The organism is Pseudomonas oleovorans subsp. oleovorans (genome assembly GCF_002197815.1).
Lineage (GTDB): Bacteria > Pseudomonadota > Gammaproteobacteria > Pseudomonadales > Pseudomonadaceae > Aquipseudomonas > Aquipseudomonas oleovorans.
Genome location: NZ_NIUB01000039.1, coordinates 11,869 through 32,830, shown reverse-complemented (window position 1 = coordinate 32,830; position 20,962 = coordinate 11,869). Strand labels below are relative to the sequence as shown.

Genomic DNA, 20,962 nt, shown 5'->3' with positions numbered 1-20,962 from the left:
CGAACGAATGATGTCGATATGATATCTGGGCTTTTCTTAAGTAAGGCTTAGCTAAAGGTAGTCGTGTTTGCGCCAGATCAAGGGATTGATCTCTGCCCTTTGCAGGCAGATGGACGGTAGGGCTGGTGTCCGGTGACATGGGGTTCTGTGCTAGTCTGGCCGACCTTTTTTCACAGCCCAAAGCGGAGCCTTTCATGTCCGAATTCAACTTCAGCCCCGACCTGTCCTCCGATGAAGGCCGCGTCAGTTACGGCATCGGTCGTCAACTCGGTGGTCAGCTGCGTGACAACCCGCCGCCCGGGGTCGATCTGAACGCCATTCTCGCCGGTCTGACCGACGCGTTCAGCGGCCAGGCCAGTCGTGTTTCCGAAGCCGAGCTGGGCGCCAGCTTCAAGGTCATCCGCGAGATCATGCAGGCCGAAGCTGCCGCCAAGGCCGAAGCCGCTGCCGGTGAAGGCCGTGCCTACCTGGCCGAGAACGCCAAGCGCGAGGGCGTGACCGTGTTGGCCTCCGGCCTGCAGTATGAAGTGCTGGTCGCGGGCGAGGGCGCCAAGCCGTCGGCTGAGGATCAGGTGCGTACCCACTACCATGGCACCCTGATCGACGGCACCGTGTTCGACAGCTCCTACGAGCGCGGCCAGCCGGCTGAATTCCCGGTCGGTGGTGTGATTCCGGGTTGGGTCGAGGCCCTGCAACTGATGGGCACCGGCAGCAAATGGCGCCTGCACGTACCGAGCGAGCTGGCCTACGGCGCTCAGGGCGTCGGTAGCATCCCGCCGCACAGTGTGCTGGTATTCGATGTCGAGCTGCTGGATATTCTGTAAGAACCGCCAACGGCCTGCTGCGCGTCGGCGCTACTGCGTTAAAAACAAGCTCGAAATGCTCATGTACAAAAGTACACTCCGCTTTCTCCCTTGTTTTTGCCTTGTATCGCTCTAGCTCGCGATGCCTCCAAAAGGTTTGTAGGGTGGGCAATGCTGTTTTTGTCCACCATCGCGACCACGGTGGACGGGTGAAGCGTCGTCCACCCTAGGCGGCGTACGAACGGCCCTTCTGCATTGCGCAAGGGCCGTTTTGTCTTTCAGGATGGGCGTAATGCCCGGGCGTAACAGTACAGAAACAGGCTGCGCACCAGTTCCTTGAGGACGATGGGTTCGCTGGAGCTGAGTTCGTGTAAATCCAGGTCGCCCTGATCACGCAGTTCGTCCAGGGCTTCTTCTTCGAGCATGGCGCAGACTTCACCGGTTTCACGGTTGAGGATGCGCAGGTAGGGATGCGGGCGGTCCAGCCAGGCATCGATCAGGTAGGTCATGGCAGGTCTCCTTGGCCGTCATTACGTAACTGAGAATAATTCCTATTACATAAATAGCAAGGGTTAATTGCTGCCTTTTGTCGTTTGCCTGTTTTCAGCAGGTGGGGCGGACAAGGCGAAGCCGTGCAGACCTTTACCGCAGGCGAGTTGGAGGGGCGCAGCATGCTGTTGATCCCGCGCCTCGCTACTCACTCTGCGCGCAGGCGGTAGATGCTGGAGGCGGAGACGCGTGCCATGCCGGTTCGCAGATCGGGTCAGGAGCCCAGGCGGCGAGTCACTTCGCCCAGTTGCCCGGACATGTCATGCAGGTTGCGGCTGGCTTTCTGCGTACGTTCGACGTTGTCCTGGTTGGCGCTGGCGATGGCGGTCAGCTCGGTGAGGTTGCGCGAGATGTCCTCGGCCACCGAGGTTTGCTCTTCGGCTGCGGTGGCAATCTGCTGGTTCATGTCGCGGATGGCTTCCACCGCTTCGGTGATGCGCTGCAGCATGGCGCCGGCCTCGGTGACCTGGGTCACGCCCTGCTCACTGCGCTGCTGGCCGCTCTCGATGGCGCGCACGGCATTCAGCGCGCCGCTCTGTACGGTGTCGATGATCTGGTTGATCTCGGCGGTGGACTCGGCGGTGCGCTGGGCCAGGTGGCGCACCTCGTCGGCGACCACGGCGAAGCCGCGGCCTTGTTCACCAGCGCGAGCGGCTTCGATGGCGGCGTTGAGCGCCAGCAAATTGGTCTGCTCGGCGATGCCGCGGATTACTTCCAGCACCTTGCCGATACGCCCGCTGTCGCTTTCCAGGCGACGGATCACCTCGGCGGTGTTGGCGATCTCGCCGCGAATGTCGGTGATGGTGGCGATGGTCGATTGCATCACCGTGCTGCCCTGACGTGCTGAGTCGTCGGCATCGTTGGCCGCGTGCGCGGCGTCGGCGGCGTGGCGCGCGACTTCCTGCGCCGTGGCGGACATCTCATGCATGGCCGCGGCGACCTGATCGGTGCGCTCGAACTGCTCGCTGACGCCCTCGGTCATGCGTGAGGCGATGGCGTTCAGCTCGCTGCTGGCACTGTCGAGGTTCTGCGTACTGTGGTGCAGGCGCTCGCTGGTGCTGGCAAGAAAGTCGCGCAGGGTGTTCGCGGCGCGCGCCAGCAGGCCCAGTTCATCTTGTCGGGTGCTTTCCACGCGTTGACCGAAACGGCCTTGGCTGAGTTGGTCGACATGGCCGATCAGGTGGCGTATGGGAATGATCAGGTTGCGATTGACCAGCCACAGGCTGAATACGGCGATGACCAGGGCGGCGGCCAGCATCACGACGGTGCCGCTGAGAATGGTGCGCGCGGCGCTGGCGTTGATCTGCTCGGCCTGGTTCAGGCTGTTCTGGCGCAACTGCTCGACCAGGGCGGTCATCTGCTCGCTGGCCGCGCGGTCGATGCCTTTGACGGCTTCATCGCCGGCTTTGGCATCGGCTCCGGCGGCCACGAAGGCGTCGCGGCCCTTGCGGTAATTGCCACCAAGCGCCTGATGTTCGCTACGCAGGCGCTCGACTTGCGTCTTCAAGGCCGGGTCGGCTGCGGCGACCTGGGTCAACTGGCCGAGAATGTCCTGCACCTTGCGCTCCTGCGCTTCGAACTGGCCCCAGTAGCGCTGCAGGTTGGCGCTGTCCTGACCGCGCAGCAGGACGTTCTTCCATTCCTGCACCTGAATCTTGAATTCGACGTTGGCCGCGTCGATCAGGCGCGAAGATTCCAGCGGCCCATCGAGCAGGCCGCGATAGGACTGCATACCACTGGAAAGGAAGCTGAAACAGGCCAGGGCGGTGACCAGAATCAGCGTCAGGCTGCCGCCGAGCAGAGTGAGAATCTGCGCGCGCAGGGATTTTTGCAGGAACATGATGGTATGCCTCGGAAGTCAGGCGTAGCGGGGCATGCTCAGCGTGGAAGATGAGTGTTGCAGATTTGTGACATGTCTAGGGGCTGTTGCCGCTTCGCGCTAACCAGTTGATATGTAAGAGAAAATTCGTATCGCTGAAGCTCTGACACAACATCGATACGAGTTTGCAATGCCCCGATTATTGCTCAGTGATAAGCATTGGTCGAAGCTGCAGGAAATTCTACTGCATAGGGCATCTACAACAAGCGTGATCTACAAATGACCGTGGAGGGCATGCTGTACCGCATGCGCACGGGATGCCCCTGGAGAGATCTACCCGAAGCGTTCGGGAACTGGAATAAGGTCTATAAACGCTTCAATGCGTGGTCAGCAACTGGAAAATGGCTCAAGGTTTTCAAGGCGCTTGTGGCGCAGCCCGACATGGAATGGGTGTTCATTGATGGCAGCTATGCCAAGGCTCACCAACACAGTGCAGGCGCTGCCAGTGGCAACGATGAGGCCATAGGAAAAAGTCGAGCTGGCAATACCAGCAAGATTCACCTGGCAGTTGATGCTCATGGACTGCCCATCGAGTTTGAAATTACGGGGGGCAAATCAATGATTGCACCCAGGCTCCCGCATTGATTGCCAAGCTCCCGGAGGCTGAAACCATTGTCGCGGACAAGGGCTATGACAGCGAGAGAGTTCGGCAGCAGGTTGAGCAACAAGGGGCCAAGGCCGTGATCCCGAGAAAGCGTAACTCCGTGAAAGGCAACGCGGATCTGGACAGAGGTCTTTACCGCAACCGGCACTTGGTGGAGAACGCCTTCGCCCGGCTAAAGCACTACCGGGCAGTGGCATCTCGGTTCGACAAGCTCAAGAGAAATTACGAAAGCGTCGTGGCCATGGCCTGTGCCTTTCTCTGGTTACCTATGTGAAACGGCAACAGACCCTGGCCGCGCTTCCCGAATGCTCGTGTGACGCTCGACCCCAACGGCGGCTGGTCGCTGGATCAGGCCATCGCCTTGTGCCGCGACCTGCATGGTGTGCTGGCCTATGCCGAAGACCCGTGCGGCGCCGAGAACGGCTACTCCGGTCGTGAAGTGATGGCCGAGTTCCGCCGTGCCACCGGTCTGCCCACCGCGACCAACATGATCGCGACCGACTGGCGGCAGATGGGCCACACCATCTCCCTGCAATCGGTGGATATCCCGCTGGCCGACCCGCATTTCTGGACCATGGCGGCTCCGTGCGTGTGGCGCAGATGTGCAACGACTGGGGCATGACCTGGGGCTCGCATTCGAACAACCACTTCGATATCTCCCTGGCCATGTTCACCCACGTCGCCGCTGCGGCGCCGGGTCGCGTGACCGCCATCGATACCCACTGGATCTGGCAGGACGGCCAGTACCTGATGCGTAACCCGTTGCGCATCGAAGGTGGTCTGGTGCAGGTGCCGAAAACGCCGGGCCTCGGCGTCGAGCTGGACAAGGCATCCCGCAGAGCCACAAGGTGGCGTTGGTGGATATCGTCGAAGGCGGCGAGGTGGTGCCTTATGGCGAAGTGATCGGTTATGCGCTGAAACCCATTGCCGCCGGCAGCTGGGTGACTGTGCAGGTGCTGTGCATGCCCAAGCCGCCAGTGCTGGACAACCTGCCCAAGGCGACCGTCAAGACCTCGCCCGGCGAGCCGCTGCAGGGTTACACCTTCGCAGGCTTCCGCAACCCGGATGGCTGCGTCGGCACCTGCAACTGGCGGCGGGCATGAACCTGCATATCTTCACCACCGACCGCGGCACGCCTTATGGCCTGTCCATGGTGCCGGTGATCAAGGTGGCCACACGCACGTAACTGGCCGAGCGCTGGCCGGATCTGATCGACGTCGACGCCGGGCAGATCGTCTCCGGGCGCATGACCCTGGAGCAAATGGGCTGGCACATCTTCCAGCTCTATCTGGACGTGGCCAGCGGTCACAAGCAGACCTGCGCCGAACGCCTGCGTCTGCACAACGATCTGGTACTGTTCAACTCGGCGCCGGTGACCTGAACGGGGGATCGTCATGAGCAAAGCCAAGGTGTTACAGATCGGCCCGCTGAGCGAGCGTTTCAACCGCGAGCTGGCCGACGAGTACGAGGTCAGCGCGCTGTGGCAACAGGCCGAGCCGCTGGCATTCCTGCGTGAACAGGGCGAGCAGTTCATCTACATGGTGTCCTCGGCCCGTTTCGGCTGCACCGCCGATCAGCTTTCGCTGCTGCCGAATCTGCGCGCCATCTGCAGTTTCGGCGTGGGCTACGATACCTATCCGCTGGAGCTGCTGCGTGATCGCGGCATCGTGCTCAGCACCACGCCGGATGTACTCAACGACTGCGTGGCTGACCTGGCCATGGGCTTGATGATCGACAGCGCGCGGCGCCTGTCCGAGGCTGATCGCTTCGTGCGCAGCGGCGCCTGGAGCAGCACTACGGGCTTCCCGCTGGCGCGCCGGGTCAGCGGCAAGCGCCTGGGTATCGTCGGCCTAGGCCGTATTGGCGAGGCGGTGGCACTGCGCGCCTCGGGCTTCTCCATGCCGGTGCGTTACCACAACCGGCGCCCGGTCGTGGGCAGCCGCTATCAGCACGAGCCGGATCTGCTGACGTTGGCGCGCTGGGCGGATTTCCTGGTGTTGACCTGCCCGGGTGGCCAGGCGACCTATCACCTGATCGACGCCAAGGTGCTCGAAGCGCTGGGGCCTGATGGTTTTCTGATCAACGTGGCGCGTGGCTCGGTGGTCGATGAAGCGGCGCTGATCGCTGCGCTGCAGCAGAAGGTAATCGGTGGTGCCGGGCTGGATGTTTTCGAGCGCGAACCCCAGGTACCGGCAGCGTTGCGTGAATTGGACAACGTGGTGCTGCTGCCGCACGTCGGTAGCGCCAGTGTCGAGACCCGCCAGCAGATGGCCGATCTGGTGCTGGACAACCTGCGTGCCTTCATCGCCACCGGCAAGTTATTGACTCCGTTGTAGGGCGGGTGCAACCCGCCAATCAAGGCGGCGGGTTTCACCCGCCCTACAGCTTCGCGTGCAATCATGAACGGCCGCTGAATACGCCGGGCGGCATCTGCAGCCTGGCCTATCGTCACGACGTCACAAGCGCCGTGATCGCTTCTTACCTCACCTGCTGCATCCCCGGCGCACCACAAGTGCGCCGTTTTTTCTCTCTCGCGCTGATGTCAGTGCCTCATGCCCTGTAAACTGTGGAGTTTTCCGCAGGCAAGGGGCCATCCACCGTGCAGTCGGTCATTTCCATCCAGCAACTGAACAAGATCTACGCGTCCGGGCATCCGGCCTTGCAAGGCATTGACCTGGACATTCGCCAGGGCGAGATCTTCGCCTTGCTCGGCCCCAACGGCGCCGGCAAGACCACCCTGATCAGCATCATTTGCGGCATCGTCAATCCGGGCGAGGGCAAGGTGTTGGTCGGCGGTCACGACATCGTCCGCGACTACCGCGCGGCCCGCTCGCAGATCGGCCTGGTGCCGCAGGAGCTGGTCAGCGACGTATTCGAAACCGTCTGGGCGACGGTCAAGTTCAGCCGTGGCCTGTTTGGCAAGAAGCCTGACCCGGCCTACCTGGAGCAATTGCTCAAGGATCTGTCGCTGTGGGACAAACGTAACGCCAAGATCATGGAACTGTCCGGCGGCATGAAGCGCCGGGTGATGATCGCCAAGGCGCTGTCGCACGAGCCGCAGATACTGTTTCTCGATGAGCCCACCGCCGGTGTCGACGTGGAGCTGCGCCGCGACATGTGGAACATGGTGCGGCGTCTGCGTGAGCGCGGCGTGACCATCATTCTGACCACCCACTACATCGAGGAGGCCGAGGAGATGGCCGACCGTATCGGGGTGATCAGCAAAGGCCGGATCATTCTGGTGGAAGACAAGCAGGTGCTGATGCACAAGCTGGGCAAGAAGCAGCTGACCCTGCACCTGCAGCAGCCGCTGTCCTGCGTGCCGGCCGAGCTGGCGCGCTATGGTCTGGAGCTGGCCGATCAGGGCCATGCCCTGGTGTTCACCTTCGACGCCCAGCACGAGAACACCGGCATCGCCGAACTGCTGCGTGATCTGGCCCAGCATGGCATCGACTTCAAGGACCTGCAGTCGAGCCAGAGTTCGTTGGAAGAAATCTTCGTCGGTCTGATCAAGGAGTCGCGCGCATGAACCTGTACGCCATCAAGGCCATCTACCTGTTCGAGCTGGCGCGCACCTGGCGCACCCTGCTGCAGAGCATCGCCACACCGGTGATCAGCACCTCGCTGTATTTCGTGGTGTTCGGCTCGGCCATCGGTTCGAGCATGACCCAGGTGCAGGGCGTCAGTTATGGCGCCTTCATCATTCCGGGTCTGATCATGCTGGCACTGCTGACCGAGAGCATTTCCAACGCTTCGTTCGGCATCTACATGCCCAAGTACTCGGGGAGCATCTACGAGCTGCTGTCGGCGCCGGTGTCCTACCTGGAAATCCTCATTGGCTATGTCGGTGCGGCGGCGACCAAGTCGGTGATTCTCGGCCTGATCATCCTGCTCACGGCGAGGCTGTTCGTCGATTTCGAAATTCAGCATCCCATCTGGATGGCGGCGTTTCTGGTGCTGACCGCGCTGACCTTCAGCCTGTTCGGTTTCATCATCGGCGTCTGGGCCGATGGCTGGGAGAAGCTGCAGATCGTTCCGGCGCTGATCGTTACGCCGCTGACCTTCCTCGGCGGCGCTTTCTATTCGATCAGCATGCTGCCGCCGACCTGGCAGACGGTGACCCTGTTCAACCCCGTGGTGTACCTGATCAGCGCCTTCCGCTGGAGCTTCTACGGCGTGTCGGACGTCAACGTTGGTGTCAGCCTGGCCATGGTGCTGGGCTTCCTGGCGCTGTGCATCCTACTGGTGGGCTGGATCTTCAAGACCGGCTACCGGCTCAAGAGCTGAGGCCATTCGCGGCTGAAGCCGCTCCTACATAGATCGCGTACGTCTCTGATTGTAGGAGCGGCTTCAGCCGCGAAACGATAGAAATGAGGGGCGCATAAGCGCCCCTTGTTCGTTTGCAGCCTGTAGGGCGGGTGCAACCCGCCATGAATAGGTAGCGGGTTGCGCCGGCCCCACTGAGCCGTGGGAGGCGCTTTAGCGGCGATTTGCCTCGAGTCGTCGCGGCTAAAGCCCCTCCCACAGAAGCTCTACCGTGTTCGGCTTGCTCACTTCACCCGCACTTCACACTCGAAGGTTTCCGCTGGCGGCACGTTCGGCTCCCAAGGCTGCTGGTAGGTCAGCAGCAGGCGACCTTCGCCTGGCTCGCGCGCCATGAAGCGCCAGGTGGAAATGCCGCCAGCGCCCACCAGCCCGGCGTCTTCGGGATTGCTGTACACCTCGGGGCCGAGGCTTTGCAGTACGTTCGCCGCGCCATCACGGACTTCCCAGCGAAAGCCGGTGGTGGGGTTGCTGGGCAGGCTGAGAATCAGCTGCTGACCCTTGTTCAGCGTCAGCGGGCACTGCCGATCTTTCTTTAGCTCCAGCGTGCCGGATTGATGGGCGCACGCCGTAAGCAGGGCCAGGGCGGGCAGGATAAGCAGGCGCAAGGTGGCATGCATGACGAACTCCAGTCGACGAAACCTGGCCCCAGCATAGCGGCATAGACCTGTCGGTGGCGACCGTGGAGACGCACGGTTTGCTGTAGGGGCGAGCTCTGCTCGCGAATGTATGTGAGCCTGAAAAGCTTCGCGAGCAGAGCTCGCTCCTACATATGCCTCTTTAGTCGAACAGCACCTTGGCCACGTCCCCATAACGCTTGGCGAAGTGCACGGTCAGGCCTTCCTTGAGGTAGTCCGGCAACTCCTCGTAACTGCCGCGGTTGGCCTCCGGCAGGATCAGCTCGAAGATCTTCTGCCGCCGCGCTGCGATCACCTTCTCGCGCACGCCGCCGATGGGCAGCACCTGGCCGGTCAGGGTCAGCTCGCCGGTCATGGCCACGCCCTTTTTCGGCGCCTGGTTGCGCGCCAGCGAGAGCAGGGCGCTGGCCATGGTGATGCCGGCGCTGGGGCCGTCCTTGGGCGTGGCGCCTTCCGGTACGTGCAGGTGGACGAAGGCCTGGTCGAAGAAGGTCGGGTCGCCGCCGAACTGCTTGAGGTGCGAGCTGACGTAGCTGTAGGCGATCTCCGCCGACTCCTTCATCACCTCGCCGAGCTGGCCGGTGAGCTTGAAGCCGCGATTGAGCGTGTGGATACGCGTCGCCTCGATCGGCAGGGTCGCACCGCCCATGCTGGTCCAGGCCAGGCCGGTGATCACCCCGGTGCCGGCCAGCACCCGCTCGTTGCGGAACACCGGCATGCCGAGGGCTTCCTCGAGATCCTTGGCGCCGATACGGATTTTTGCCTCGGGATCGTCCAGCAGCTTGACTACCGCCTTGCGCACCAGCTTGCCCAGTTGTTTCTCCAGTTGGCGCACGCCGGCCTCGCGGGCATAGCCTTCGATCACCGCGCGCAGCGCCGCATCGCTGATGGACAGGCGCGCCTTCGGCACGCCGGCTTTCTCCAACTGCTTGGGCCACAAGTGGCGCTTGGCGATGGCCAGCTTTTCCTCGGTGATGTAGCCGGACAGGCGGATCACCTCCATGCGGTCGAGCAGCGGCCCGGGGATGGAATCGAGGGTATTGGCGGTGCAGACGAACAGCACCTTGGACAGGTCCAGGCGCAGGTCCAGATAGTGGTCGAGGAATTCGACGTTCTGCTCCGGGTCCAGCGTTTCCAGCAGCGCCGAGGCGGGGTCGCCCTGGTAGCTGATGCCCATCTTGTCGATCTCGTCGAGCATGATCACCGGGTTCATCACCTCGGCTTCCTTCAGCGCCTGCACCAGCTTGCCGGGCATGGCACCGATGTAGGTGCGGCGATGGCCCTTGATCTCCGCTTCGTCACGCATGCCGCCCACCGAGAAGCGATAGAACGGCCGGCCGAGGGATTCGGCGATGGACTTGCCGATGCTGGTCTTGCCCACGCCAGGCGGGCCGACCAGCAGCACGATGGAGCCGGCGATCTCACCCTTGAAGGCGCCGACGGCCAAGAACTCGATGATGCGCTGCTTGATGTCGTCCATGCCGGCGTGGTGCTTGTCCAGCACCTTGCGCGCGCGGCCCAGGTCGAGCTTGTCCTGGCCGTGAATGCCCCAGGGCAGGGCGGTGGCCCAGTCCAGGTAATTGCGCGTGACGGCGTATTCCGGCGAACCGGTTTCCAGGATTGACAGCTTGTTCAATTCCTCGTCGATACGCTTGCGTGCAGGCGCGGGCAGGGTCTTGCCTTCGAGGCGGGCGAGAAATTCCTCACGATCGGCACTCTTGTCGTCCTTGCTGATGCCCAGCTCCTGCTGGATCAGCTTGAGCTGCTCCTTGAGGAAGAATTCGCGCTGACGCTCGCCGATCTGTTTGTTCACCTCGGCCGACAGCTCCTTCTGCAGGCGGCCGACTTCGACCTCCTTGCGCAGCAGCGGCAGCACCTTCTCCATGCGCTTGAGCACGGGCACGGTATCCAGCACTTCCTGCAACTCGTGGCCGGAGGCGGTGGTCAGGGCGGCGGCGAAATCGGTGAGTGGCGATGGATCGTTGGGGCTGAAGCGGTTGAGGTAGTTCTTCAACTCCTCGCTGTACAGCGGGTTGAGCGGCAGCAGCTCCTTGATCGCATTGATCAGCGCCATGCCGTAGGCCTTGACCTCGTCACGCGGGTCGTTGGGCGCCTGTGGGTACTCAACTTCGGCCAGATACGGGCCGCGGCGGCTGAGCCAGCCACGGATGCGCACGCGGGTCAGTCCCTGGGCGACGAACTGCAGTTTGCCGCCTTCCTCGCTGACGTGATGTACACGCACCAGCGTGCCGTGCTCTGGCAGGCTATCGAGGTCGAACTCGCCATGTTCGTCCGGCGGGGTGTCGACGAAGAATACCGCCAGGCATTTATGCTCGGTATTGCTGACGCGCGCCAGCGTACGGCCCCAGGGCTGCTGGTTGACTATGACCGGCAGCACCTGCGCCGGAAAGAACGGGCGGTTGTGGATGGGGATGATGTAGAGCTTGTCCGGCAGCTGCTGCGCGGGCAGTACCAGGCCGGTGCTATCGGCCTTGACGTGAACTTCGACAGCTTCGGGGGTGTTGTCCTGATCGTTCATGGAGCACCTTTGTGTGTACTTTGGTTGCTAGATGGGGCGAGTGCAGGATTTTTTCAACGTTTCAGTCGAGGATCAGGCGAATGCCTTGCAGGCGCTGCTCGATCAGTGGGGTGAGCAGGGCGAAGCACTCACCGGGCGCCAGGCGAATCTGTGCCGACTCGATCAGGTCACTCTGCAGGCGCTCGATCAGCGCGAGCAGATGCGAGTCTTGTTCCTGATCGAGCATGCGCTTGCATAGAAAGCGCAGTTGCATCTGCAGCCCAGGCGGGCAGCGCTCGTAATTGGCCGCGCGTACCGCCAGGCCGCGCAGCCTGGCGAGGTCTTCGAGCGAGCGGCAGGCCTCGCCGAGCCCGCGAATTCTGGGGTGATGTTGACGGTAGAGGCGATCTTCGAGTTGTTCGATCACCGTCAGCAGTGTTTCGATCAGTCGGCAGTGGGCATCGAAGTCAGCGGGTTTGCGGCGCAACTGCGGCCAGTGGTGCTGCAGGGGAGGTAGTTGCATGCTGGCGCCGGGCCAGTTCAGCCAGAGCTGATCCAGCTGCTGCGCCTGGGTATTGCGCAGCGTGACGCTCGCGGCATCCTGCTGCGCGCCCAGCCCACGATGTTTCTGCAGGGCCTGAAGCAGGTCGAGGCAGCGCTGCACGATCTCGGTGTCCGCCTGTTTGCTGGCTTTCAACTGGCGATTTTCCGCGCGGTGGGTGAGCCAGTAGCTCAGTGTGAGCAGCACGACCAGCAGGGTCAGAAAAATGAGGGCGGCATCGCTCATCGGGGTTCGCTTGTCAGGGTCGGTCGAAAGGAGCGAAGCAACTCTCCTGCCATTTGCCGGAGGCTGTGTAATGCGGTTCAGCGGGATTGATCGGGTGCACGGTAATAGGGCCTGAGGTTGTGCGGGGCTGCGAATTGGTGCGTTGGTTGCTCTAGGTGCAACCGTTTCGCTGGTGGGTGGTTGCGGCGTTTTCCCTGAGAAAGGAGTAAAGTGCAACCCTTGTTTCGTGCCACCAGTCTTTTGCGATGCTACAAGCCCGTGTGATCCGCCTGGATGAACAGGCCCATGAACATGCCCATGATCATCACCAATTGGTGATGTCCCTGGTCGGCCGCGCCGAATTCGAAGTCGGCGGCCGCGGTGGGGAAGTCTGCCGTATGCGCGCCTGCCTGGTGCCGGGCGATGCCGCCCACCAGTTCGCCGGCATGGGCGACAACCGCATGCTGATTCTCGACCTGGACGAACAGGACACCCCCAGCGAAGACCTCGAGTTGCTCCACCGTCTGTTCGAAACTCCGCGTTATCCCGCCCTCGATGTCGATTTCCAGCACCTGCTGAGCTATGCCGGCGCAGAGCTTGAGCGCTACGGTAGCGACTCGATTCTGGCACGCTCTCTTGGTGGCGTATTGCTCCGAGCCCTGCATCTGCGTCTGTTTGGCGAACAGCGCCGGCAGCCGCAAGGGGCGCTGGATCTGCAGCGCTTGGACGATTATATCGGCGAGCACCTGGCGCGGCGTATCAGCGTCGCCGAGTTGGCGCACGAAATGTGTCTGAGCCCCAGCCACTTCCATGCCCAGTTCAAGGACAGTGTTGGCCTCACGCCACACCAATACCTGCTTCAGACTCGCCTCGACCGCGCCGCGCGCATGCTGCGCGAGAGCAACCTGCCGCTGGTGCGGATCGCTGAGGAATGTGGTTTCTCCAGTCAGAGCGCCCTGACCACGGCCATGCGCCGTTACATGGGGCTGACCCCGAAGCGCCTGCGCGCCGCCTGACTCGCGCTTTTGTGGGAGCGAGCTCTGCTCGCGAAGCTTTTGCTGCTGCTGTTCGCGAGCAGAGCTCGCTCCTACAGGGCTGGCAGTTTAGGAGAGCGGCGCCTGTCACCTTGTTGAACACGCCGCCACATCAGCGGCGGCGTAACCCAGCATTGGCGCAATGTCGAAGATCGCCCAGCCGATTAAGGTGGGCTTCAGCCCACTAGTCAGCCCGCATGCCATGTAGGCCGACGATGGGCTGAAGCGGATCGCCGCCCAGCCCCCCCCTACCCATTCTCAGGCGTAGTTCTGCGGGCTGAGCTTGCGCTCGATCAGCTCGATGAGGATGTGCAGGGTCTTGATGTGCAGTTCCTGCACGCGGTCGGCGAAATCGCCGCCCGGGGCGCAGATGCACACATCGGCCAGGCTTTCCAGCAGCGAGCCGGGCTTGCCGGTCAGGGCGATCACCTTCACACCCAGCGCCTTGGCAGCTTCGGCGGCCTTGACCACGTTCGGGCTCTTGCCGCTGGTGCTGATGGCGATCAGTACGTCACCTTCGCGGCCATGCGACTCGATATAGCGCGAGAAGATGAAGTCGTAACCGAAATCGTTGGCCACGCAGCTGATATGGCTGGGGTCGCTGATCGACACGGCGGCGATGCCGGGACGGTTCTTGCGGTAGCGCCCGGTCAGCTCCTCGGCAAAGTGCATGGCGTCGCACATCGAGCCGCCATTGCCGCAGGAAAAGGCCTTGCCCTTGTGCTCGAAGCTCTCGACCAGCAACTCGGCGGCCTTCTGGATATTGCCCAGGGTCTGTTCGTTGGCGAGGAAGGCCTCCAGCGCGCGCTGAGCTTCCTGCAGGCTGTTGCGGATATGTTCGATCATCGCGTCTCAGAACCTCAAGGGAGTTCAGGGCTGGAATAGAAGGCGGTCAGCACTTTCACCAGGTGCTCCAGGTCGTGGCTGCCGGCCAGTTCGCGAATCGAGTGCATGGCGAAGGTGGGCAGGCCGATGTCGACCGTGCGCACGCCCAGCTGGCTGGCGGTGATCGGGCCGATGGTGGAGCCGCAGGCCATGTCGCTGCGCACCACGAAGCTTTGCACCGGTACTTCGTTTTCCAGGCACAGGTGGCGGAAGAAACCCGCAGTCTCGCTGTTGGTGGCGTAGCGCTGGTTGCTGTTGATCTTGATCACCGGGCCGGCGTTGAGCTTGGGTCCGTGGTTGCCATCGTGCTTGTCGGCGTAGTTGGGGTGTACGCCGTGAGCGTTGTCCGCCGAGACCAGTAGCGAGCGCTGGATGGTGCGCACGAAGGCGTCGCCGTCTGGCAGCACGCGGCGCAGCACCTGCTCGAGGAAGGGGCCGTCGGCGCCGCAGGCCGAGCAGGAGCCGACTTCTTCGTGGTCGGTGCAGACCAGCACACAGGTTACCTCGTCGTCCGCGTCGATCAGCGCCTGCAGGCCGGCGTAGCAGGACAGCAGATTGTCCAGGCGTGCGCTGGCGATGAAATCCTGGTTGAGACCGACGATGGCGGCGCTCTGGGTGTCGTAGAAGCTCAGTTCATAGTCCAGCACTGCGTCCGGGTTGAAGTCGTGCTCCATGGCCAGCTGTTCGGCGAGCAGGGCGCGGAAGTCGGCGGTTTCGCTGCTGGCCAGTTGGGCCAGGATCGGTGGTAGCTCGTTCTGCGGATTGATCGCCCAGCCCTGGTTGGCCTCGCGGTTGAGGTGGATGGCCAGGCTGGGGATCACGGCGATGGGCTGGTAGAAGTCGATCAGTTGGCTTTCGACCTTGCCGTCGCGGCGGTAGGTCACGCGGCCGGCCAGCGATAGGTCGCGGTCGAACCAGGGGGCGAGCAGGGCGCCGCCGTAGACTTCCACGCCGAGCTGGAAGAAGCCCTGGCGCTGTAGTTCCGGATTCGGCTTGACGCGCAGGCAGGGGCTGTCGGTATGGGCACCGACCAGGCGAATGCCGCCATCGACGGCCGGGCGTTTACCGAGCTTGAAGGCAATGATCGAGGAGTCGTTGCGGGTCACGTAATAGCGACCACCGGCTTCGGTCTGCCAGGGCGCGCGTTCGTCGAGGTGACGATAACCGGCGGCTTCCAGGCGCATGGCCAGGCTGGTGGTGGCATGAAAGGGGGTCGGCGAGGCGTTGAGAAAATCGAGCAGGCCTTGGATCAGTTCTTCGCGCATAGGGACTCCGGGCAACGATGGTGCGAGTGTAACCAATTTGCATCGCGCTGTGCCGGCCGTGCATTCGTTTGGGGCGATAGTTGCAGGCTATCTGCTGGCGCTTGCGGGGTCTTGGGCGCAGGTTGTGGCAGTCAGAAAGGTGGATGAAAAAGCGTCATCCACCCTACTGCGGGCGATCAAAATGGCGCCGGGCACTCGAAGCGCATGCGCTCACCCGTTTGCGGGTGGGTGAGGGCGAGCATGCTGGCGTGCAGGCACAGGCGCTCATGGGCGGCCAGGGCCTGTTCGTGAGCGTAGAGACGGTCGCCCAGCAGCGGATGACCGATGGACAGCATATGCACGCGCAACTGGTGTGAGCGTCCGGTGATGGGCGTGAGCTCGACCCGGCACCAGTCGCCGCAGCGCTCGATGACGCGCCAGTGGGTCAGCGCCTGTTTGCCCAGTTCGTGATCGACCACGTGGCGTGGTTTGGTCGGCGGGTCGTAGCGCAGCGGCAGGTCGATGCTGCCGCTGTCGGCCTGCGGCTGGCCCCAGCACAGGGCGGTGTAGGCCTTCTCGGTTTCACGGTCGTGGAACTGCCGGGACAGCTCGCGGTGGCTGTCGGCGTCGCGAGCCAGGACGATGATGCCCGAGGTTTCCCAGTCCAGCCGATGGACGATGCGCGCCTCGGGGTAGCCATTTTCCTGCAGGCGGGTGACCAGGCAATCCTTGTTGTCATCGGCGCGGCCCGGCACCGACAGCAGCAGGGTGGGCTTGTTGATCACCAACAAGGCGGCGTCCTGGTGGAGAATTTCGATCTGGCTTAGCGGCATGGGGCGTTCGCAACGGTCTGGTAGGAGCGAGCTCTGCTCGCGAAAAATGCAGGTTACCGATATTCGCGAGCAGAGCTCGCTCCTACAGGCTATCGATGACTACAAACGAACACGGCGGCCGAAGCCGCCGTGCGCATGGCCAGAATCGATCAGCGATCCGGCAGGGTAATGTTCAGCTCCAGGATCGAGCAACTGCCCTGGTTCTCTAGGGCAACCTGTACCTGGTCAGAGTCGATGTTGACGTACTTGCGGATCACTTCCACCAGTTCCTGCTGCAGGGCCGGCAGGTAGTCCGGCTGGCTGCGCTGGCCACGTTCGTGGGCGACGATGATCTGTAGGCGCTCTTTGGCGATGGATGCGGTGGTTTCCTTCTTGCGCGAACGCAAGAAGTCAAAAATATTCATTCTCGACCTCCAAACAGGCGCTGCAGGAAGCCCTGCTTCTTCACATCCAGGAAGCGGTGCGGCACGTCCTTGCCCAGCAGGCGCTCGACGGCATCGCTGTAGGCCTGGCCGGCGTCGCTCTGATCATCGAGGATGACCGGGATGCCCTGGTTGGATGCCTTGAGCACGGCCTGGGATTCGGGGATCACGCCGAGCAGGCGGATGGCGAGGATTTCCTCGACGTCTTCGACGCCGAGCATTTCGCCCTTGGTGACGCGCTCGGGGTTGTAGCGGGTCAGCAGCAGGTGTTCCTTGATCGGGTCTTCGCCTTTCTCGGCGCGGCGCGATTTGCTCGCCAGTAGGCCGAGCATGCGGTCGGAGTCACGTACCGAGGACACTTCCGGGTTGGTCACGACGATGGCTTCGTCGGCGAAATACATCGCCAGGTGTGCACCCTTCTCGATACCAGCAGGCGAGTCGCAGACCACATATTCGAAATTTTGCGACAGCTCATTGATGACTTTCTCGACGCCTTCGAGGGTCAGTGCGTCCTTGTCACGGGTCTGGCTGGCGGCCAGCACGTAGAGGTTCTCGAGACGCTTGTCCTTGATCAGCGCCTGAGTGAGGGTGGCTTCGCCGTTGACCACGTTGACGAAGTCGTACACCACGCGGCGTTCGCAGCCCATGATCAGGTCGAGGTTACGCAGGCCGACGTCGAAGTCGACGATGACGGTCTTGTGGCCGCGCAGGGCGAGGCCGGTACCGATGGCGGCGCTGGTGGTGGTTTTACCGACGCCACCCTTGCCGGAAGTGACTACGAGGATCTTGGCCAAGGTGATTCACCCTAAAAATGAATAAAACGCGGGAATCCGTCAGCCAATCGAGGCTTCCAGATGCCTTTTTGTATCCGTAAAAAAGTGGCCGCAGTATCCGTTAAAGGCGGGTGATGTTCAACACGTCACCCGACAGGCTGACATGTACCGCATCGCCCCACAGCGGGTCACGGCGCAGGTCTTCGGCGACCTTGTAATGGCCGGCGATCGACAGCATTTCGGCGCCCATTTGCTGACAGAAAATCCGTGCCTGGGTGTTGCCCTTGATGCCAGCCAGGGCGCGGCCACGCATGGGCGCGTAAACATGGATGTTGCCATCGGCGAGAAGTTCCGCCCCGGCGCTGACCGCTGCCAGGACGATCAGGTCGCCACCCTGGGCATAGATCTGCTGGCCGCCGCGCACTGGTGTGGTGACGACCCGGGCGGGCTTGTGCTCGGGCTCGGCGGGTTTTACCTCGACCTTCTTCGGCGGCGCCGGGTCGATAGGCCGCTCGCGCGCGCCGGACGGCGGCAGCACGGGCAGATCCATGGCTTCGGCGGCAGCCACATCACTTTCGCGTACGGCGCGGATGGCCAGGGTGCGCAGGCCATGGCGGCGACACAAAGCCATCAGTTGGGCCAGGTCCAGTTCACCTTCGCCTTCCGGCAGTTTGTCCAGGGCCAGCACCAGCGGCGTGTTGCTGAAGAAGGCCGGGGCCTGGGCGACTTTTTCCGTCAGTTGCGCGTCGAGGCGTTCGAGATCGTTGTGCGCCAGTTCCATCACGGTGATGGCGAGCATGCTGCCCTTGAGCTGGAATACGGGGTCTTGGGCGAGGAGGTCGGCTTGGCTCATGGTGGTGCGATGGGCCTTCTGGCGAGTCGAAAGATGCCGGACTTATAACGAGATAGCCCGCATGCCGCAAGCCGCGCGCGTCAGCGAGGCCAGAGCCGGGGCCGCAGGTTGGTGGTGTATGTCTGTCGCTGCGCTGTGCTGAACGTCTCAGGTGGCATGGATGTCGCCGAGCTGGCCGGGAAAACTGGGTTAGAATGCGCGGCTTTGTAAGTGATCGGAAACGCCTCATGGACCGCCCCCGCTTTCGCGCCTATTTTCTTCATCCGCGCTTCTGGCCGCTGTGGCTGGGCTTCGGATTGCTGTGGCTGGTGGTGCAACTGCCTTACGGCCTGCAACTGAAACTGGGGCGGGCACTGGGCTGGCTGATGTACCGCACGGCAAGCTCGCGCCGGCAGATCGCTGCGCGCAATCTGGAACTTTGCTTCCCCGACAAGAGCGCTGCCGAGCGCGAGCGCCTGCTCAAGGAGAATTTCGCTTCCACCGGTATCGCCTTCTTCGAGATGGCCATGAGCTGGTGGTGGCCCAAGGCGCGCCTGGCAAAGTTGGCGCATGTCGAGGGCCTCGAACATCTGCAGCAGGCGCAGGCCGAAGGGCAGGGGGTGATCCTCATGGCGGTGCACTTCACCACCCTGGAGATCGGCGCCGCGCTGCTCGGTCAATTGCACACCATCGACGGCATGTACCGCGAACACGACAATCCGTTGTTCGACTACATCCAGCGACGTGGCCGCGAGCGCCACAACCTCGACGCCACCGCCATCGAGCGCGAGGACATTCGAGCCATGCTCAAGGTGCTGCGTGCCGGTCGTGCGATCTGGTACGCGCCGGATCAGGATTACGGCCGCAAGCAGAGCATCTTCGTGCCGCTGTTCGGTATTCAGGCGGCCACGGTTACCGCCACCACCAAGTTCGCCCGCCTGGGCAAGGCGCGCGTGGTGCCTTTCACCCAGCGGCGCCTGGCCGATGGCAGCGGTTATCGCCTGGTGATCCATCCGCCGCTCGAAGGCTTTCCCGGCGAGAGCGAGGAGGCCGATTGCCTGCGTATCAACCAGTGGATTGAACAGGTGGTCAGTGCCTGCCCGGAGCAGTACCTATGGGCGCATCGGCGTTTCAAGACGCGTCCCGAGGGTGAGCCGAAGCTGTACGGTAAGCGCAACTAGCAGGCCGTTGAAAAACTACCTGCGTTGGCAATGCTGCGTTAAAAACGGCCTCGCGTGCGAGCCCAGTCAAAATGCTCATTTACAACGCGTAAACCCGAGTGCGGGCCCAGTGCTTTTTTCGGCCGTTTTTGCGGGGCCGCCATCGGTATTGCCTTGCCTGCCTCGCCTACGTTTTTCAACGGCCTGCTAGCGCATCTATACTGCAACGAAAAACAGGATCGCCCGATGACCGTGATTGCCCGCCCCGATGCGCCCGTGACCGGGCTGATCCTCTCCGGCGGCGGGGCGCGGGCGGCCTATCAGGTCGGGGTGCTGGCAGCCATTGCCGATCTGCTGCCGGATGCCTCGCACAATCCCTTTCCGGTGATAGTCGGCACTTCGGCCGGGGCGATCAACGCCGTTGGCCTGGCCTGCGGCGCGTTGCAGTTCGGCGAAGCCGTGCGGCGCCTGACCTCTGTCTGGCAGGGCTTTCACACCCATATGGTGTACCGCAGCGACTGGCCGGGCGTGTTGCGGCAGGCGGCGCGTTTCGTCGGTCACAGCCTGCTTGGCCTGGGGCGCGATGTTCCGGTGGCCTTGCTCGACAGTTCGCCATTGCGCGAGTTGCTGGAGCGCGAGCTGGACCTCTCCGGTATCGCGGCTGCCGTGCGTCATCGACAGTTGCGGGCCGTGGCGGTGACGGCCTTCGGCTATGAAAGCGGTCAGGCGATGACCTTCTATCAGGGCCGCGCGACCATCGACCCCTGGTTTCGCCACCGTCGTGTCGGGGTGCCGACGCGGCTGCGCCTCGAACACTTGCTGGCCAGTGCGTCGATCCCGCTGATATTCCCGCCGGTGAAGATCAACCGCGAATACTTCGGCGACGGCGCGGTACGCCAGGCGGCGCCGATCAGCCCCGCCTTGCACCTGGGGGCCAGTCGCGTGCTGGTGATTGGCGTGAGTGGCAATGCACAGAGCAATGCCTCGGCCCCTGTGCCGGTCACCCCGGCCAATCACCCGCCGAGCCTGGCGCAAATTGGCGGGCACATGCTCAACAGTACCTTCATCGATAATCTGGAAATCGACATCGAACTGCTCGAACGACTCAACCAGATGAGTGCGCTGGTGCCGCCTGAGCGGCGACCGCGTGGTTTGGGTTTGAACCCGGTGGATGTGCTGGTGATCGCGCCGAGCCAGCCGCTGGATCAGATCGCCGCGCGTCATCAGCGCGAGCTGCCCAGGGCGCTGCGTCTGTTTCTGCGTGGTCCTGGGGCAACCAAAGCCGGTGGAGCGGGGGTGCTCAGCTACCTGCTGTTCGAGCCCGGCTATTGCAGTGAACTGATCGAGTTGGGTTATCAGGATGCGATGGCGCGCAAGGCCGACCTCTGTCGCTTTCTCGGGCTGGTCGATGTGGCGCAGCCCGCCGGAAACATAGCCGGATAAAGTCCGGTTATGTGTCTCAATACCGATCAGATAAGATTTCCCAGGCATTTTCGTAGTGTTGGGGCGAAGCAGATAAGCGTTGCCTGTGACACTACGGAACTGTAGGAGCAGGCTTGCCGGCGATGCTTGAGGATGATCAGCAAAGGGGCGGATCGCCAGCAAGCCGGCTCCTACAAACGCCCCCTTTCCGCTTAACGGACTGGCACTAGGCTACGTGCCTGGGGCTGGAGTGCCGAGTTATCGATGTCGACTTGGC

19 protein-coding genes and 3 pseudogenes are annotated in these 20,962 nt (G+C 62.7%); 11 read left to right on the top strand and 11 right to left on the bottom strand.

Going from position 1 to position 20,962, the window contains the following annotated elements; genetic code table 11:
• Positions 1-194: 194 nt before the first annotated feature.
• The gene (locus tag PSOLE_RS19380; RefSeq protein WP_004423369.1) at positions 195-824 is read left to right on the top strand and encodes an FKBP-type peptidyl-prolyl cis-trans isomerase; all 630 of its coding nucleotides are present in this window, start codon (positions 195-197) and stop codon (positions 822-824) included.
• Positions 825-1,081: 257 nt separating this feature from the next.
• Here the strand turns inward: PSOLE_RS19380 and PSOLE_RS19375 are convergent, their stop codons facing one another.
• On the bottom strand, positions 1,082-1,312 hold the full coding sequence (locus tag PSOLE_RS19375) for a PA4570 family protein (protein ID WP_004423370.1): 231 nt from the start codon (positions 1,310-1,312) through the stop codon (positions 1,082-1,084).
• Positions 1,313-1,566: 254 nt separating this feature from the next.
• A complete protein-coding gene (locus PSOLE_RS19370) occupies positions 1,567-3,192 on the bottom strand; it encodes a methyl-accepting chemotaxis protein (protein WP_074861288.1) in 1,626 nt (541 codons plus the stop codon).
• A gap of 169 nt (positions 3,193-3,361) precedes the next feature.
• Between PSOLE_RS19370 and PSOLE_RS19365 the strand changes: the two are divergent.
• The 7 genes and pseudogenes from PSOLE_RS19365 (at position 3,362) to PSOLE_RS19340 (ending at position 8,122) form a co-directional block, all read left to right on the top strand.
• A pseudogene (locus tag PSOLE_RS19365) lies at positions 3,362-4,109 on the top strand (IS5 family transposase).
• A 21-nt stretch (positions 4,110-4,130) separates the two neighbouring features.
• Positions 4,131-4,660: pseudogene (locus PSOLE_RS19360) on the top strand (enolase C-terminal domain-like protein); the annotation flags it as partial.
• Positions 4,661-4,683: 23 nt separating this feature from the next.
• On the top strand, positions 4,684-4,938 hold the full coding sequence (locus PSOLE_RS24295) for an SAF domain-containing protein (protein WP_305955027.1): 255 nt from the start codon (positions 4,684-4,686) through the stop codon (positions 4,936-4,938).
• Positions 4,914-5,216, top strand: a pseudogene (gene garD, locus PSOLE_RS24290) (galactarate dehydratase); the annotation flags it as partial. The gene PSOLE_RS24295 and the pseudogene garD, both read left to right, overlap by 25 nt.
• 13 nt (positions 5,217-5,229) lie before the next feature.
• Positions 5,230-6,171 carry a 2-hydroxyacid dehydrogenase gene (locus PSOLE_RS19350; protein WP_074860275.1) on the top strand — a complete coding sequence of 314 codons (942 nt, stop codon included), beginning with the start codon at positions 5,230-5,232 and terminating at the stop codon, positions 6,169-6,171.
• A gap of 263 nt (positions 6,172-6,434) precedes the next feature.
• Positions 6,435-7,364, top strand: a complete 930-nt coding sequence (locus PSOLE_RS19345; RefSeq protein WP_004423387.1) for an ABC transporter ATP-binding protein — start codon at positions 6,435-6,437, stop codon at positions 7,362-7,364.
• On the top strand, positions 7,361-8,122 hold the full coding sequence (locus PSOLE_RS19340; protein ID WP_074860274.1) for an ABC transporter permease: 762 nt from the start codon (positions 7,361-7,363) through the stop codon (positions 8,120-8,122). Before PSOLE_RS19345 ends, PSOLE_RS19340 begins: the two co-directional genes overlap by 4 nt.
• A 263-nt stretch (positions 8,123-8,385) precedes the next feature.
• On the opposite strand, the gene PSOLE_RS19335 is transcribed toward PSOLE_RS19340, so the two are convergent.
• From PSOLE_RS19335 to PSOLE_RS19325, 3 genes are all read right to left on the bottom strand, one after another.
• Positions 8,386-8,778, bottom strand: a complete 393-nt coding sequence (locus PSOLE_RS19335) for a protease inhibitor I42 family protein (RefSeq protein WP_074860272.1) — start codon at positions 8,776-8,778, stop codon at positions 8,386-8,388.
• Positions 8,779-8,938: 160 nt separating this feature from the next.
• Entirely contained in the window at positions 8,939-11,335 is a 2,397-nt protein-coding gene (lon, locus tag PSOLE_RS19330) for an endopeptidase La (protein WP_074860269.1), read from the bottom strand.
• A 61-nt stretch (positions 11,336-11,396) separates the two neighbouring features.
• Positions 11,397-12,101: a hypothetical protein gene (locus PSOLE_RS19325; RefSeq protein ID WP_074860267.1), complete on the bottom strand. Its 705-nt coding sequence runs from the start codon at positions 12,099-12,101 to the stop codon at positions 11,397-11,399.
• 245 nt (positions 12,102-12,346) lie between these two features.
• Here PSOLE_RS19325 and PSOLE_RS19320 point away from each other — a divergent pair, with 245 nt between their 5' ends.
• On the top strand, positions 12,347-13,096 hold the full coding sequence (locus tag PSOLE_RS19320) for a helix-turn-helix transcriptional regulator (protein ID WP_004423396.1): 750 nt from the start codon (positions 12,347-12,349) through the stop codon (positions 13,094-13,096).
• A 276-nt stretch (positions 13,097-13,372) separates the two neighbouring features.
• Here PSOLE_RS19320 and lpcA read toward each other — a convergent pair whose 3' ends face one another.
• The 6 genes from lpcA to minC form a co-directional block, all read right to left on the bottom strand.
• The gene (gene lpcA / locus PSOLE_RS19315; protein WP_074860265.1) at positions 13,373-13,960 is read right to left on the bottom strand and encodes a D-sedoheptulose 7-phosphate isomerase; all 588 of its coding nucleotides are present in this window, start codon (positions 13,958-13,960) and stop codon (positions 13,373-13,375) included.
• A gap of 14 nt (positions 13,961-13,974) precedes the next feature.
• On the bottom strand, positions 13,975-15,264 hold the full coding sequence (locus PSOLE_RS19310; RefSeq protein WP_074860263.1) for a M18 family aminopeptidase: 1,290 nt from the start codon (positions 15,262-15,264) through the stop codon (positions 13,975-13,977).
• A gap of 176 nt (positions 15,265-15,440) precedes the next feature.
• The gene (locus tag PSOLE_RS19305) at positions 15,441-16,076 is read right to left on the bottom strand and encodes an RluA family pseudouridine synthase (RefSeq protein ID WP_004423405.1); all 636 of its coding nucleotides are present in this window, start codon (positions 16,074-16,076) and stop codon (positions 15,441-15,443) included.
• A 149-nt stretch (positions 16,077-16,225) separates the two neighbouring features.
• Positions 16,226-16,480 carry a cell division topological specificity factor MinE gene (gene minE / locus PSOLE_RS19300; RefSeq protein ID WP_069517044.1) on the bottom strand — a complete coding sequence of 85 codons (255 nt, stop codon included), beginning with the start codon at positions 16,478-16,480 and terminating at the stop codon, positions 16,226-16,228.
• On the bottom strand, positions 16,477-17,292 hold the full coding sequence (minD, locus tag PSOLE_RS19295; protein ID WP_074860262.1) for a septum site-determining protein MinD: 816 nt from the start codon (positions 17,290-17,292) through the stop codon (positions 16,477-16,479). The genes minE and minD overlap by 4 nt, the downstream gene beginning before the upstream one ends.
• Before the next feature lie 100 nt (positions 17,293-17,392).
• Positions 17,393-18,124, bottom strand: a complete 732-nt coding sequence (minC, locus tag PSOLE_RS19290; protein WP_004423412.1) for a septum site-determining protein MinC — start codon at positions 18,122-18,124, stop codon at positions 17,393-17,395.
• Between the two features lie 227 nt (positions 18,125-18,351).
• Here minC and PSOLE_RS19285 point away from each other — a divergent pair, with 227 nt between their 5' ends.
• Positions 18,352-19,284 (top strand): lipid A biosynthesis lauroyl acyltransferase, encoded by a 933-nt coding sequence (locus PSOLE_RS19285; protein WP_074860260.1) that lies wholly within the window; start codon positions 18,352-18,354, stop codon positions 19,282-19,284.
• Between the two features lie 225 nt (positions 19,285-19,509).
• Positions 19,510-20,706, top strand: coding sequence for a patatin-like phospholipase family protein (locus PSOLE_RS19280; RefSeq protein ID WP_074860258.1), 1,197 nt, complete (start codon positions 19,510-19,512; stop codon positions 20,704-20,706).
• The last annotated feature ends 256 nt before the right edge of the window (positions 20,707-20,962 follow it).

Coding starts and splice junctions, on each gene's coding strand:
- PSOLE_RS19380 (WP_004423369.1), top strand. CDS start 195: ATGTCCGAATTCAACTTCAGCCCCGACCTGTCCTCCGATGAAGGCCGC.
- PSOLE_RS19375 (WP_004423370.1), bottom strand. CDS start 1,312: ATGACCTACCTGATCGATGCCTGGCTGGACCGCCCGCATCCCTACCTG.
- PSOLE_RS19370 (WP_074861288.1), bottom strand. CDS start 3,192: ATGTTCCTGCAAAAATCCCTGCGCGCGCAGATTCTCACTCTGCTCGGC.
- PSOLE_RS19350 (WP_074860275.1), top strand. CDS start 5,230: ATGAGCAAAGCCAAGGTGTTACAGATCGGCCCGCTGAGCGAGCGTTTC.
- PSOLE_RS19340 (WP_074860274.1), top strand. CDS start 7,361: ATGAACCTGTACGCCATCAAGGCCATCTACCTGTTCGAGCTGGCGCGC.
- PSOLE_RS19335 (WP_074860272.1), bottom strand. CDS start 8,778: ATGCATGCCACCTTGCGCCTGCTTATCCTGCCCGCCCTGGCCCTGCTT.
- lon (WP_074860269.1), bottom strand. CDS start 11,335: ATGAACGATCAGGACAACACCCCCGAAGCTGTCGAAGTTCACGTCAAG.
- PSOLE_RS19325 (WP_074860267.1), bottom strand. CDS start 12,101: ATGAGCGATGCCGCCCTCATTTTTCTGACCCTGCTGGTCGTGCTGCTC.
- PSOLE_RS19320 (WP_004423396.1), top strand. CDS start 12,347: ATGCTACAAGCCCGTGTGATCCGCCTGGATGAACAGGCCCATGAACAT.
- lpcA (WP_074860265.1), bottom strand. CDS start 13,960: ATGATCGAACATATCCGCAACAGCCTGCAGGAAGCTCAGCGCGCGCTG.
- PSOLE_RS19310 (WP_074860263.1), bottom strand. CDS start 15,264: ATGCGCGAAGAACTGATCCAAGGCCTGCTCGATTTTCTCAACGCCTCG.
- PSOLE_RS19305 (WP_004423405.1), bottom strand. CDS start 16,076: ATGCCGCTAAGCCAGATCGAAATTCTCCACCAGGACGCCGCCTTGTTG.
- minE (WP_069517044.1), bottom strand. CDS start 16,480: ATGAATATTTTTGACTTCTTGCGTTCGCGCAAGAAGGAAACCACCGCA.
- minC (WP_004423412.1), bottom strand. CDS start 18,124: ATGAGCCAAGCCGACCTCCTCGCCCAAGACCCCGTATTCCAGCTCAAG.
- PSOLE_RS19285 (WP_074860260.1), top strand. CDS start 18,352: ATGGACCGCCCCCGCTTTCGCGCCTATTTTCTTCATCCGCGCTTCTGG.
- PSOLE_RS19280 (WP_074860258.1), top strand. CDS start 19,510: ATGACCGTGATTGCCCGCCCCGATGCGCCCGTGACCGGGCTGATCCTC.